Source organism: Stenotrophomonas sp. 63632_Sma (assembly GCF_056482875.1).
In genome coordinates this window covers 4211437-4224917 of record NZ_CM151220.1, presented here as the reverse complement: position 1 = coordinate 4224917, position 13481 = coordinate 4211437, and the positions used below count along the sequence as shown (strand labels likewise).

Genomic DNA, 13481 nt, shown 5'->3' with positions numbered 1-13481 from the left:
GACGCATATGAACGATACCATTGCAGTGCCGGGCGCGTCGGCGCCGGTCTTTGCCACGCACCCGGGCTACCAGCGCATGTTCCGCGCCGACGCGCTGACCCTGGGCATCTACCTGCCGCTGCGCTTCTACCAGGGCGACATGGCCGTGCTGCAGGGCCAGGCGCGGCTGGTGGAGGAGATCGACCGCCATGGCTTCGCTGCGGTATGGGTGCGTGACGTACCGCTGTTCGATCCGTTGTTCGGCGATGCGGGGCAGCTGTTCGATCCATTCACCTACCTTGCGTGGCTGGCAGCGCGCACACAGCGCGTGGCCCTGGCCACCGGCAGCGTGGTGCTGCCACTGCGCCATCCGATCGATCTGGCCAAGGCCGCGGCGTCGATCGATCAGCTGTCCGGTGGGCGGCTGGTGATGGGTGTGGCGTCCGGTGATCGACCGCTGGAGTTCCCGGCCTATGGACTGGAGCACGCGGCGCGCGGAGAGCGTTTTGCCACCGCAATGAACGAGATGCGCCGTTGGCTGCAACCGGGCACGGATGGGCGGATGACACATGCCGGTGCCGGGCAGGGCGTGCAGTTGCTGCCGCCCACGGTCAGTGGCCGCGTTCCGCTGATCGTCACCGGTGGCGCACGCCAGCCACTGGAATGGATCGGCCAGCATGCCGATGGCTGGCTGACCTACCCAGAGGCCACCCATGACAACGCTGGTCCGCAGCGGCTGGCCGCGAAGATCGGCGCCTGGCGCGCGCTGATTCCGGACGGCGGCTTCCGTCCGCACATGACCAACGAATGGATCGACCTGGTGGATGATCCGGATCATCCACGCATGCCGCTGCGGGGTGGCTTCACCCTGCGCACCGGCCGCAAGGGTCTGATCGATCTGCTGCAGGCCTGGCAGCGGGCCGGCGTCAACCATGCCGCACTGGGGATCCAGTTCGCCGAGCGGCCTGCCGGCGAGGTGCTGCAGGAGCTGGCCGAGGAGGTACTGCCGTTGTTCCCGTCGCATCCCGGGCCGGCGGCGAAGGTGATGGACTGGTAGCCACGCCGAAGCGGATGGCATATGATTAGGCGCCTAAGCATATGCTCATCACGAGATGATCGAAGCCAAGCACCATGCCCTGATGGATGAGGCGCAGCGACGCGGCCACGCCAACGTCGCGCAGCTGCGCCTGTGCTTCCAGCTGCTCTCGTTGTCGTCGTCCATCGACCACGATTGCGCCACCCGGCTGGCGCCACACGGGCTCAGTGAGGGTCGCTTCATCGTGCTGTTCCTGCTGCATGGGGCCGGTGGCACGTTGTCGCCCCACGAGCTGGCCGAACGCGCAGGCGTGACCCGCGCCACCATCAGCGGCCTGCTCGATGGCCTGCAGCGCGAAGAACTGCTGCAGCGTCGCAGCGATGCTGAGGATGGCCGTCGCCTGCAGATCGTATTGACCGCACGGGGAAAACGCTTGGCCGAGACACTGTTTGACCAGCACACACAGTGGATCGGTGGCCTGTTCAATGGTCTGGATACCGATGAACAGCAGCAGCTGTCGCGGTTGCTGCACAAGGTCTGGCAGCACACCGATGCTGGACGAGAGTCTGCAGCATGAGCCCGGCGATTGCGGCGCAACGCCTGCATGAACTCAACACCGGTCGCGTTGCCACCACCCATCTGGCCGAATGCCTGGCAGTGGATTTCGCCGCGTTGCTGCAGGTGGTGGCGCCTGAGCTTGCACCGGAAGCGCTGCAACGCATGCGGGATGCCTCAGGCAAGAAGGGCATCACGCTGCGCATGGCCCTGGCCGCGCAACTGCTGCGTGAGGCGGGGCAGGGTGCGCCTGAGTTCTGGCAGGATCACAGCTCCGATACCGTGCGTGGCTGGGCCTGCTATCTGGTCGGCAGCGATGCCCGCGCAACGTTGGCAGAGAAGCTGCAGCAGATGCGCACGCTGGCCGATGACCCACACTTCGGTGTGCGCGAATGGGCGTGGCTGGCGCTACGCACGGACATCGTTGCCGCGCCGATGCAGGCGCTTGAGTACCTGCAACCCTGGACACAGGAAACATCGCCGTACCTGCGCCGCTTTGCCTGTGAAGCGCTGCGCCCACGCGGTGTCTGGGCCACGCATATCGCACTGTTCAAGCAGCATCCGGAACTTGCGTTACCCATGTTGGAAGCACTGGCTGACGACCCGGAGCGCTATGTGCAGGATTCGGTCGGCAACTGGCTCAATGACGCCGGCAAGACTCAGCCGCAGTGGCTGCGCGAGCTGTGCACGCGTTGGCAGCACGAGCGCCACAGCGACGCCAACGCCTACATCCGCAAACGCGCACTGCGCTCGTTCCGGTAGTGCCGGCCGCTGGCCGGCAACCCCGCAACCTCGTAAACCTCAAGGAAGAACCTCATGTCCCATACCTTCATCGAGCTCTACACCGCCACACCTGCCTGGACCACACTCCCACCCGAGCAGCGGAATGCCTTCTTCGCCCGTATTGGCGCCGGCATGCAGCAGTTCGATCCAGCCCGCATCACGCCGCTGGCGATGGGCCGCATTGCCACGGGCGTACCGCACGGCAGCGATGAGCAGTTCTATGCGGTCTGGCGCTGTGCAAGCCGCGAGGAGGTCGATGCGCTGGTGGCCGGCATCGCCGCGACCGGCTGGCATGCGTACTTCACCACCACCCATGCGGTAGGCGCGATGGACAGCATGGCCCAGCACCTGGCCGACCTGGCCGCCCTGTAGCGGGGCGGCAGACGCCGGCAGATCCCGGGCCTCGGCATGGGAGGCACATGCGCCTGTCACCCAGACACGGTAAACAGTGCATTGCCCATGTCCATCCGCAGGGAAGTTGATCATGCAGAGCACGCTCCAGGTCACGCTGTTCGGCCCTCTTGGCGACAGCCCGGCGTTGCAGTTGCCGGGCCTGGAGGGGCCGTCGGTGGCCATCCCGGAATCGGCCCTGCGGCGGTTGGTTTCCGACCTCTACACCGCGCGTTCCCTGCTCAACCCTGAGCAGCTGGACGAAGCCCGGCAGGAACTGGATCGCGTGCTGGAGCGCTGGGCCGACATCCATGAGGGCCTGCTGCTGGATGTGGAAGTGCATGGTAAATGAGCAACTTCGCGCGGCTGCCGCCGCGTAGGCATGGCTGGTGCGCACCTCGCTGAACCGCGTCCCCAGTTGCGGATGAAACATTTTGCACTGCGCAAAAGCTGTGTTATCAATAGATCCCATGAACGCAGCCGCCGCCCGCTTTTACTGGTATTACTTTCCGAAGCCACTGGCGGAGGAAGGACTGCGCTCACCCTGAAGAAAGCTTCAGACGCATTCCCGAAAGCCGCCAGCGAACCTGGCGGCTTTTTTCATGCCGCCACGCTGGGGACCCCCAACGTTCCGGAGATCTCCTGCAATGCCCCCGCACACCGACGACCTGCGTATCCGCACCATCGAACCGCTGACACCGCCTGCCCAGCTGCTGGCGATGCTGCCCTGTGACGATGAAGCCTCCGACACCGTCAGCGCCTCGCGCGCGGCCCTGCACCAGATCCTGCATGGCCGTGACGACCGCCTGGCGGTGGTGGTGGGCCCGTGCTCGATCCACGACCCGAACGCTGCCATTGAATACGCCCAGCGCCTGAAGCCGCTGCGTGACGCGCTGGCCGGAGAACTTGAAATCGTCATGCGCGTGTACTTCGAGAAGCCGCGCACCACGGTGGGCTGGAAGGGCCTGATCAACGACCCGGACCTGGACGGCAGCTTCAGGATCGATAAGGGCCTGCGCATCGCCCGCGGCCTGCTGCGCGACATCAACAAACTCGGCCTGCCGGCCGGTGTCGAATTCCTCGACGTGATCTCGCCGCAGTACATCGCCGACCTGGTGGCATGGGGCGCGATCGGGGCACGCACTACCGAAAGCCAGGTGCATCGCGAGCTGGCGTCGGGGCTGTCGTGCCCGGTCGGCTTCAAGAACGGCACCGATGGCAACGTGAAGATCGCCGCTGACGCGGTGGGTGCCGCGTCCAATCCGCATCACTTCCTGTCGGTCACCAAGCAGGGCGGTACCGCCATCGTGTCGACCACCGGCAACCCGGACTGCCATGTGATCCTGCGCGGCGGCAAGCAACCGAACTACGACGCGGGCAGTGTTGCCGAGGCCTGCCAGGTGCTGGCCAAGGCCAAGTTGCCGACGCGTCTGATGATCGACGCCAGCCATGCCAACAGCCTGAAGAACCCGGAGAACCAGCCGAAGGTGATCGAGGACATCGCCGTTCAGCTGGAAGACGGCGAACAGCGCATCGTTGGCGTGATGATCGAGAGCCATCTGGTCGGTGGCCGCCAGGAACTGGTGGAAGGCCAGCCGCTGGTCTATGGGCAGAGCATCACCGATGGCTGCATCGACTGGGACACCACCGTGACGGTGCTGGAGCGACTGGCTGCGGCCGTGCGCGCCCGTCGCGACGTGAAGGTGTCCGAAGCAGCTTGATGGAAGCCGCCTGAGTGCGGCACGTGTGTGGATGGCGGCCAGCGCCTGCGGGGGTGCGGCCGCGATCAGGGCCGGTCGGAGTTGGAGACCGGCCCATCTGCACCGGCGATGCGCCTGGCGCTGCGCATGAGCGACAGCGCCAGGTACATCGCCGGGGTGGCAGTAGATCCACGCCATGCGTGGACGATTCGCCGTCCCCGGCAATGACGGCTACGACCCGCTGGAGGCCACATCAGCGCCGCCAGCGCGCTTCAGGCTACTGATGAGCCTGCTTCTGGCAGATATCCGTCAGAACCATACTTCACTGATTTCGCTGAAAAATTTCCGCGCAGCAGGCGGGCCTTGCGTTTGTCACGCCTGGCCTGCCGCAAACGCCCATTCCGACCGTTCCGCCTATGGCTCACGGTTGTCCTTCCGGGAGTCGCCAACCCACGGCGGCAGGAGCGGAAGGCAAGTCATGGACTTGACAAAATTTATCACGGTGATAAATTGAGGCCCGAGCTGTGGAGGGTCGATCCGGCGCAGTTGCCGCAGCCAACGGAATGCGGCAGGTCGCGCCGAACGATCAATGTTCGCGGATCTCCCTTGATTGATCTGTTGGCTTTGCAGGAGTGCGTGCGCACAGGCGGGTTGCAGCCTGACGATGTCTGGGTGGCTACCCGCAAAGCACAGAGAGATCTGGAAAACCTTCGCTGGACGCTGGGCGACCTTCTGGACTGTCTGCTGTGCCTGCAAGCGGAGGACCATAGGGGATCAGAGTGGTGCAGGGACCAGTTGGGCACCTGGCATCCATGTGACGCCTACGCAGTTCGCTATGACGATGTGCAGAAGTGCCGGATGAACCGATCCGACATCAACTATTACCTGAAATTTTCTGTTGGCCGGTGTGGAACGTTGCGGCTCGTATTTCTCAGCTGCCATCTGTAGAGCATCATGCGTTTCATTGGAGCGCGCCATGAACAAAGCCACGTCCCGACTCTGTCCCGCCTGCGAGCAGGCACCGCTGGTGGCATCCACACGCGAACGGCACTTCACTCCGCGCGGCAATCCTGTGGTCGTCGAACTGCTGGCGATGGAGTGCCCCGCATGCGGCGCTACGGCAACCAGCGCCGCACAGCAGATCGAGAACCTGAGACGACTTGCCGCACGGCGCGCCCACTACGGCGGGCTGCTGCTGGGCGAGGATGTGTTGGCGTTCCGGCGCCGCTACGGCTTGACCCAGCGCGCAGCGGCCATGCTGTTTGGAAAAGGCGCGATCGCGTTTTCCCGCTACGAGAACGAGACGACCTATCCCGACGATGCCACAACCATGCTGCTGTCGTTGGCTATGGAGAAGCCCGAGGTCGTGCGCTGGCTTGCCGAGCGCACCGGCACGGCGGTCCCGCTGCTGGACAGGCTGCAGGACGTTGCAACCAAGCCTCCCCGGCGTGTGTCGCGGGCCCATCGGGTTGCACCCGGCACGCCAACTGGTCCAGTCCGCGCAGTGCGTTGATCCGACTTGGATACGTAGAGTCGAGCTTGCTCGACTGCGGAAAAACGTGCACCAACGGCAGTCGAGCAAGCTCGACTCTACTCAATGTCCGCCGTAGATCCACGCCACGCGTGGATACCGCTCTTCTGTAGCGTCGAGCCATGATCGACTTGCGCGAGAAGCGCGTTGGTTCCCTGCAAAGAGCAGTCGAGCATGGCTCCACGCTACATGGCCTTCTTCGCGCGCAACCTCGCCAAGGCCAGATACATCGCCGGGATCGTGTACAGCGTCAGCCACTGGCTGACCAGCAAGCCGCCGACAATCGCAATGCCCAGCGGTTGCCGCAGCTCCCAGCCTTCGCCGTTGGCCAGCATCAGCGGCAGCGTGCCCAGCAGCGCTGCCAGCGAGGTCATCAGGATCGGCCGCAGGCGCAACCGTGCGGCTTCCATCACTGAATCCTGCGCGCTCAGCCCGCGTCGCTCGCCGGCCAGCGCGAAATCCACCAGCAGGATGGTGTTCTTCATCACCACGCCCACCAGCAGGAACAGGCCGAGCAGGGCGATCAGGTTCAGTTCGTTGCCGAACAGCCACAGCGCCAGCAGCGCACCGACACCGGCCGAGGGCAGGGTGGACAGGATCACCAGCGGCTGCAGGAAGCTCTCGTAGAGGATGCCCAGCACCAGGTAGACCGCCAGCGTGGCGCCCAGCACCAGCCATAGCTGGCGCGCGCGCAGCTGATCCAGCCCGCCGGCTTCACCGGACAGTTTTCCCTGGACCGAACGCGGCAGCATCAGTTTCGACATCGCACCATCGATCGCCTGCGTGGCCTGTTCCAGGCCCATCCCCGGTGCCAGCGCGAACTCGATCCAGATCGAGGCGAACTGCTCGCTGTGGTACACCCGGTCCGGTGCCATGCCATAGCGCCAGCTGGCGATGCTCGACAGCGGAATGCGCTGGCCGTTGCCATCGATCACCTGCAGTCGTGACAGCGTGCCCGGGTCCTGGGTGTGCTTCGGGTCCAGCTCCATCACCACGCGGTACTGGTTGAGGCTGTCGTACAGCGTGGCGACCTGGCGCTGGCTGAAGGAGTTGTTGAGCATGTTGGCCACCGTGCGCAGGTCGACGCCGTGGCGCGCGGCTGCTTCGCGGTCGATGTCCAGCATCACCTGGCGCATGCCTGCTTCGCCCTGTGCTTCCACGTCCACCAGTTCGGGCAGGCCACGCAGCGCGGCCGCCACCTTTGGCGCCCATTCGCGCAGTGGTGCTGTATCGGCCGACAGCAGCTGGAACTCGTACTTGCCGCTGCTGCCGGCGCCCTCCAGGCGGATGTCCTGGTCCACCCACAGATAGAGATTGCCGCCGGGCAGCTTGGGCAGCCGCGCGCGCAGGCGGTCGATCACCTGTTGGCTGGACACCTTGCGCTCGGCCAGCGGCTTCATCTTGATCATGATGAAGGCGTTGTTGACCCCGTTGCTGCCACCGATGTAGCCGATGATGTCCTCGATGGCCGGATCGGACAGCAACAGCTTCCTGTACGCATCGATCTTCGGTTGCATGGCCTGGAAGGACAGGCCGTCATCGCCGCGCGCGAAGCCGCGCAGCTGCGCGGTGTCCTGCTTGGGCACGATGCCCTTGGGCACCTGCTGGAACAGCCACGTGTTAAGCGCGATGACTGCAACGAAGGCCAGCAACGGCCAGCGCAGCCGGCGCAGGCTGGCCTGAAGCGTGCGCAGGTAGGCGCTGCGCACACGTTCGAACAGCGCATTGCTGCCCCGCTGCCAGCGCGAGGGTTGCTGCGCGGCATCCACGAACAATCGTGCACACAGCATCGGCACCAGGCTCAGCGCGACCAGCACGGAGACCGTCATGGCCGCCACCAGGGTCAACGAGAATTCGCGGAACAGGCGTTCGACGAAGTCGTCCAGGAACAGGATGGAGACGAACACCACGGCCAGTGCAACGTTCATCGACAGCAGCGTGGCACCGACTTCCGATGCACCCCGTACTGCCGCCTGCCAGCGGTCGGCGCCCAGTTCGCGATGGCGGGCGATGTTCTCCAGCACCACGATGGCATCGTCCACCACCAGCACGGCGGCGACGATCAGCGCCATCAATGAAAGCGTATTGAGTGAGAAGCCCATCAGCGCGATCAGCGCCAGCGTGCCGAACAGCACCACCGGAATGGCCACGCTGGGCACCAACGCTGCACGCCAGTGGCCGAGGAAGCCGAGCACCACCAGCACCACCAGCACGATCGCCAGCACCAGCGTGAGCTCTGCTTCGTGCAGGGTGGCGCGGATCACCGGCGAGCGGTCCATCACCAGCCGCATGTCCACGCTGGAGGGCAACAGCGCATGCAGTTGCGGTAGCTGCGCCTGGATGGCATCAACGGTGGCGATGATGTTGGCGCCGGGTTGGCGGCTGACGATCAGCAGCACGGCGGGGCGTTCGTTGTGGAAGCCGCTGGCGTAACGGTCTTCCACGCCATCGGCAACGGCGGCGACATCGCCCAGCCGCAGCGTGCGGTCGTCGCTGACCTTCAATGCCAGTTCGCGGTACTGCGCGGCCTGGCGCAGCTGCAGCGGCGCTTCCAGCTGCCACTGCTGGCGGTCATCGCCCACGGCACCCAGCGGGCGCATGGCGTTGGCGCGGCCGATGGCCTGGGCCACGTCCTCCAGTGCCAGGCCTGCATGGTTCAGTGCATTCGGGTCCAGCGATACACGCACGGCGGGCAAGGCGCTGCCGCCCACCTGCACTTCGCCCACGCCCGGCACCTGCGACAGCTTCTGCGCCAGCACGGTGGAGGCCAGGTCATACAGCTGGCCTGGCGAACGCGTGTCCGAGGTCAGTGCCAGCGCCAGGATCGGTGCCTGTGAGGGATTGACCTTGCGGTACTGCGGCATGCCGGGCATGCCACTGGGCAACTGTCCGCGTGCAAGATTGATGGCGGCCTGCACTTCACGCGCTGCCTCATCGATGTCGCGGCCGAGTACGAACTTCAGTTCGATCTGGGTCTGGCCCTGGGTGCTGGCCGAGTCGATGCGTGAGATGCCGGGCAGGCTGCCCAGTGCGCGCTCCAGCGGCGTGGCGACGGTGGCTGCCATCGACTCGGGCGAGGCGCCGGGCAGGCTGGCACTGACTTCAATGGCCGGGTAATCGACCTGCGGCAGCGGCGCCACCGGCAACAGGCGCAATGCCAGCAGGCCGGCCAGCACCAGCGCCACCGCCAGCAGGATCGTCGCTACCGGGCGCTGCACGCAGGCCTGCGCCAGGCGCGCGATGGGGGTCACGCGCGCGCCTCGTCAACGGTCACCGGGGACGTCGCACGGCCACGCTGCAGGCGATCAAAGGCCAGGTAGATCACCGGCGTGGTGAACAGGGTCAGTACCTGGCTGACCAGCAGCCCCCCCACCATCACCCAGCCCAGTGGCTGCCGCAGCTCGGCGCCGGAACCACTGGCCAGCATCAGCGGCACTGCGCCGAACAGCGCGGCCAGCGTGGTCATCAGGATCGGCCGGAAGCGCAGCAGCGCGGCCTGATGGATCGCCTCGCGCGGTGACATGCCGCGTGTGCGCTGCGCGTCCAGCGCGAAGTCGATCATCATGATCGCGTTCTTCTTCACCAGGCCGATCAGCAGCACGATGCCGATCACCGCGATCAGGTCCAGGCTGCGTCCGCTTACCCACAGTGCCGCCAGCGCACCGACGGTGGCCGAGGGCAGGGTGGAGAGGATGGTGATGGGGTGGATGAAGCTCTCGTAGAGCACGCCCAGCACGATGTACATCACCACCACCGCAGCCAGGATCAGCCACAGTGTGGACGACAGCGAGCTGCTGAAGGCCGCTGCGGCACCCTGCAGGCGAAGTTCGATGCTCTGCGGCAGATCCACGTGTGTGCGTGCGGCGTGCACAGCCTCCACCGCTTCGCCCAGCGAAGCGCCCGGGGCAAGGTTGAACGACAGCGTGGCCGCCGGGAACTGGCCCACGTGATTGCGTAGCAGTGCGGACGGACCCACCTCTACCCGCGCCACTGCACCCAGCGGCACGGTCTGCCCACTGCTGCTGCGCACACGCAGGCCCGTGATCGCCTCCGGCCCGGGCTGTCGTGAAGGATCGGCCTCCAGCACCACCCGGTACTGGCTGGCCTGGGTGAAGATGGTCGAAATCTGGCGCTGCCCATAGGCGTCGTACAGCGCATCGGCGACTGCTTCCACGCTTACGCCCAGGCGCGCCGCCGCATCGCGGTCGATCGCCACGCGCGCCTGCCGGCCCTGCATCTGCAGATCGCTGGCGACATCGCGCAGTGCAGGTTGCTGGCGTAGCGCCTGCAGCAGCTTCGGGGTCCAGCGTTCCAGTGTTTCAAGATCCGGCGTGGTCAGGGTGAACTGGTACTGGGTGCGGCTGATGCGGTCTTCGATGCCCAGCTCCTGTACCGGCTGCAGGTACAGGGTGATGCCGGGGATCTTCGACACGCGCTGTTGCAGTCGCGCCATCACTACGGCGGCGCCATCGCGGTCGCCGTGCGGTTTCAGCTCGATCAGCAGGCGGCCGGTATTGAGCGTGGCATTGTTGCCGTCCACGCCGATGTGGGACGACACGCTGGCCACCGCCTCGTCGGCTTCGATGGCCGCCGCCAGCGCCTGCTGGCGCTCGCGCATGGCCTGGAACGAGATCGCCTGCGGCGCTTCGCTGATGCCCTGCACCAGGCCGGCATCCTGCACCGGGAAGAAACCCTTGGACACGGCGAAGTACAGCGCCACGGTCAGTGCGAGGGTGGCAACGGTGGCCAGCAGCATCAGCGGCTGGCGCTGCAGCACCCAGCGCAGCTGGCGGTCGTAGAGGCCGATGACGCGGTCGAAGACATCGGGCGCATGTGCAGTCTTCGCGTGCGGCTTCAGGAACCGCGCGCACAGCATCGGCGTCAGCGTCAGCGAGACCACCAGCGAAATGCCGATGGCTACCGCCAGTGTCACTGCGAACTCATGGAACAGTGCGCCCACCAGGTCGGCCATGAACAGCAGCGGGATCAGCACCGCGATCAGCGAAACGGTCAGCGACACCAGGGTGAAGCCGATTTCCGCTGCACCCTTGAGCGCCGCCTCGCGGGGGCTTTCGCCTTCCTCCAGATGGCGGGCGATGTTCTCCAGCATCACGATGGCATCGTCCACCACGAAGCCGGTGGCGATGGTCAGCGCCATCAGGGTGAGGTTGTTGAGCGAGTAGCCGGCCAGCAGCATCACCGCAAAGGTGCCGATGAGCGACAGCGGTACCGCGACGCTGGGAATGAGCGTGGCCGGCAGATTGCGCAGGAACACCCAGGTGACCAGCACTACCAGGCCGATGGCCAGTACCAGTTCTTTCTGCACGCCGCGCACCGACGCGCGGATCGATTCGGTACGGTCGCTCAGTACATTCATCTGCACGCCGGCGGGCAGCGTGGCCTGCAGCTGCGGCAGCAGCGTACGCACCTGCTCGACCACGGCGATCACGTTGGCGCCGGGCTGGCGCTGGATGTTCACCAGCACTGCCGGCGTGGTACCGCTCCAGGCGGCCAGCTGCCGGTTCTCGGCGCCATCGGTAATGGTGGCTACATCGCCCAGCCGCAGCGGCGCGCCGTCGCGCCAGGCCAGTACCAGGGCACGGTACTCATCCACGCTGCGCATCTGATCGTTGGCATCGAGCATCACCGCGCGGATCGGGCCGTCGAAACTGCCCTTGGGCAGGTTGACGTTGGCGGCGGCGATGGCGGTGCGGATGTGGTCCATGCCCAGGTTGTTGGCGGCCAGCGCCGCTGGATTGACCTGGATGCGCACCGCCGGGCGCTGGCCACCGGCCAGGCTGACCAGGCCGACGCCGGGCAACTGCGCCAGGCGCTGGGCGATGCGCGTATCCACCAGATCGTGCACCTGCGGCAGCGACAGGCCTTGCGAGGTCACCGCCAAGGTCAGGATGGGGGTGTCGGCCGGGTTGACCTTGCGGTACACCGGCGGCACCGGCAGGTCCCCGGGCAGGAAGCTGCCCGCCGCGTTGATGGCGGCCTGCACGTCCTGCTCGGCCACACCCAGCGACACCTCCAGCCCGAACTGCAGGGTAATGACCGAGGCGCCACCGGAACTGGTCGACGACAGTTGTTTCAGGCCGGGAATCTGGCCGAGCTGGCGCTCCAGCGGTGCGGTGATGGTGCGTGTGGTCAGTTCGGGGCTGGCCCCCGGATACAGCGTGGTGATCTGGATGATCGGGTAATCGACCTGCGGCAGCGCCGCCACCGGCAGCAGGCGATAGGCCAGCACGCCGGACAGCAGCAGCGCCACCATCAGGAGAGTCGTTGCGACCGGGCGCAGGATGAACGGGCGCGAGAGGTTCATGCGCCGGCCTTGGTCGCGGCCTCCTCGGTGATGATCTCCACCGCCGTGCCGTCTTCCAGCCCGTCGATGCCTTCGATCACCACCTTGTCCCCTGCGGCCAGCCCGGAGCGCACGGCCACGCGTCCATCATCGGCCGGACCGAGCACCACGGTGCGGCGCTGTGCCTTGCTGTCCTTGTCGACGATATGCACGTAGTTGCCCTGGCTGCCGAACTGCACGGCGGCATCGGGAATCAGCAGCGCGGGCTGCTCGCCCAACTGCAGGCGGACGTTGACGAACTGGTTGGGGAACAGCGCCAGATCGCGGTTGTCGAAGTGTGCACGCAGTTTCAACGTGCCGGTGGTGGTATCGATGCGGTTGTCGACGCTGGACAGCGAGCCGCGGGCCAGCTGCCGGCGTTCTTCGCGGTCCCAGGTTTCCACAGCCAGTGCCGGTTGCGCCTGCACGGCATCGAGCAGCGCCGGCAGCTCGGGTTCGGGCACGGTGAACAGCACGCTGATCGGCGCGGTCTGCGCCAGCGTCACCAGGCCTTCGGCATCGCTGGCGCGCACCAGGTTGCCCACGTCCAACCGGCGCAGCCCGACGCGGCCACTGACCGGCGCGGTGATGCGGGTGTACTGCAGCTGCAGGCGCGCTTCATCAACAGACGCCTGATCGCTGAGGCGGCGGCCCTGCAGCTGGCGCACCTTGCTCTGCTGGTCGCTCAGTTCCTGCCCGGACACGTAGTTCTGCTTCTGCAGTTCGCGGTAGCGCTGCAGCTGGCGCTCGGCGTTTTCCAGCTCGGCCAGATTCTGCTGCTGGGTACCCTGCGCCTGTGCCAGCTTCACTTCATACGGGCGCGGGTCGATCTGCGCCAGCAGATCGCCGGCCTTCACCTGCTGGCCTTCCTGGAAATGCAGCCGTAGCAGTTCGCCATCCACGCGGCTGCGTACCACCACGCTGTGCAGCGGGGTGACCGTACCGACCGCCTTCAGGCGCAGCACCAGCGGCTCGGCGCTGGCGCGTGCCACGCGTACCGGCACCGTCTTGCCCGGCGCATCGTCGCTGCTGCCGGCGCCGTTCCGGGGCCACAGCCACCACGCCAGAACGGCGACGAGGGCGATGGCCAGCACCGCCCACAACAGGCGGGCACGACGGAAGCGGGAATTTTCGGCGACAGACATGGGGCATCCTGCGCCCTGC

Annotated in this window: 10 protein-coding genes; 7 read left to right on the top strand and 3 right to left on the bottom strand. The window is 66.2% G+C overall.

The window, feature by feature from the left end; genetic code table 11:
• Positions 1-7: 7 nt before the first annotated feature.
• The 7 genes from ACZK45_RS19615 (at position 8) to ACZK45_RS19585 (ending at position 5956) form a co-directional block, all read left to right on the top strand.
• Entirely contained in the window at positions 8-1036 is a 1029-nt protein-coding gene (locus tag ACZK45_RS19615) for an LLM class oxidoreductase (protein WP_293794631.1), read from the top strand.
• 55 nt (positions 1037-1091) lie between these two features.
• Positions 1092-1592: a MarR family winged helix-turn-helix transcriptional regulator gene (locus tag ACZK45_RS19610; RefSeq protein ID WP_032130045.1), complete on the top strand. Its 501-nt coding sequence runs from the start codon at positions 1092-1094 to the stop codon at positions 1590-1592.
• On the top strand, positions 1589-2332 hold the full coding sequence (locus ACZK45_RS19605; protein WP_478445113.1) for a DNA alkylation repair protein: 744 nt from the start codon (positions 1589-1591) through the stop codon (positions 2330-2332). Before ACZK45_RS19610 ends, ACZK45_RS19605 begins: the two co-directional genes overlap by 4 nt.
• 54 nt (positions 2333-2386) lie before the next feature.
• Complete coding sequence (locus ACZK45_RS19600; RefSeq protein WP_088027429.1) at positions 2387-2725, top strand: DUF6616 family protein; 339 nt, start codon at positions 2387-2389, stop codon at positions 2723-2725.
• Between the two features lie 112 nt (positions 2726-2837).
• A complete protein-coding gene (locus ACZK45_RS19595; protein ID WP_005414620.1) occupies positions 2838-3095 on the top strand; it encodes a hypothetical protein in 258 nt (85 codons plus the stop codon).
• Between the two features lie 295 nt (positions 3096-3390).
• Positions 3391-4464 (top strand): 3-deoxy-7-phosphoheptulonate synthase, encoded by a 1074-nt coding sequence (locus tag ACZK45_RS19590; RefSeq protein WP_049462798.1) that lies wholly within the window; start codon positions 3391-3393, stop codon positions 4462-4464.
• 955 nt (positions 4465-5419) lie between these two features.
• Positions 5420-5956: a type II TA system antitoxin MqsA family protein gene (locus tag ACZK45_RS19585; protein WP_478445112.1), complete on the top strand. Its 537-nt coding sequence runs from the start codon at positions 5420-5422 to the stop codon at positions 5954-5956.
• 203 nt (positions 5957-6159) lie between these two features.
• Here ACZK45_RS19585 and ACZK45_RS19580 read toward each other — a convergent pair whose 3' ends face one another.
• The 3 genes from ACZK45_RS19580 to ACZK45_RS19570 are packed head-to-tail and all read right to left on the bottom strand — an operon-like array spanning position 6160 to position 13462.
• Positions 6160-9225 carry an efflux RND transporter permease subunit gene (locus ACZK45_RS19580; RefSeq protein WP_478445111.1) on the bottom strand — a complete coding sequence of 1022 codons (3066 nt, stop codon included), beginning with the start codon at positions 9223-9225 and terminating at the stop codon, positions 6160-6162.
• Positions 9222-12299, bottom strand: a complete 3078-nt coding sequence (locus ACZK45_RS19575; protein ID WP_478445110.1) for a multidrug efflux RND transporter permease subunit — start codon at positions 12297-12299, stop codon at positions 9222-9224. Before ACZK45_RS19575 ends, ACZK45_RS19580 begins: the two co-directional genes overlap by 4 nt.
• Positions 12296-13462, bottom strand: coding sequence for an MdtA/MuxA family multidrug efflux RND transporter periplasmic adaptor subunit (locus ACZK45_RS19570; RefSeq protein WP_478445109.1), 1167 nt, complete (start codon positions 13460-13462; stop codon positions 12296-12298). Before ACZK45_RS19570 ends, ACZK45_RS19575 begins: the two co-directional genes overlap by 4 nt.
• Positions 13463-13481 lie beyond the last annotated feature (19 nt).

Bases quoted from the DNA above. Each gene is read 5' to 3' on its own strand.
- ACZK45_RS19615 (WP_293794631.1), top strand. From the start codon at position 8: ATGAACGATACCATTGCAGTGCCGGGCGCGTCGGCGCCGGTCTTTGCC.
- ACZK45_RS19610 (WP_032130045.1), top strand. From the start codon at position 1,092: ATGATCGAAGCCAAGCACCATGCCCTGATGGATGAGGCGCAGCGACGC.
- ACZK45_RS19605 (WP_478445113.1), top strand. From the start codon at position 1,589: ATGAGCCCGGCGATTGCGGCGCAACGCCTGCATGAACTCAACACCGGT.
- ACZK45_RS19600 (WP_088027429.1), top strand. From the start codon at position 2,387: ATGTCCCATACCTTCATCGAGCTCTACACCGCCACACCTGCCTGGACC.
- ACZK45_RS19595 (WP_005414620.1), top strand. From the start codon at position 2,838: ATGCAGAGCACGCTCCAGGTCACGCTGTTCGGCCCTCTTGGCGACAGC.
- ACZK45_RS19590 (WP_049462798.1), top strand. From the start codon at position 3,391: ATGCCCCCGCACACCGACGACCTGCGTATCCGCACCATCGAACCGCTG.
- ACZK45_RS19585 (WP_478445112.1), top strand. From the start codon at position 5,420: ATGAACAAAGCCACGTCCCGACTCTGTCCCGCCTGCGAGCAGGCACCG.
- ACZK45_RS19575 (WP_478445110.1), bottom strand. From the start codon at position 12,299: ATGAACCTCTCGCGCCCGTTCATCCTGCGCCCGGTCGCAACGACTCTC.
- ACZK45_RS19570 (WP_478445109.1), bottom strand. From the start codon at position 13,462: ATGTCTGTCGCCGAAAATTCCCGCTTCCGTCGTGCCCGCCTGTTGTGG.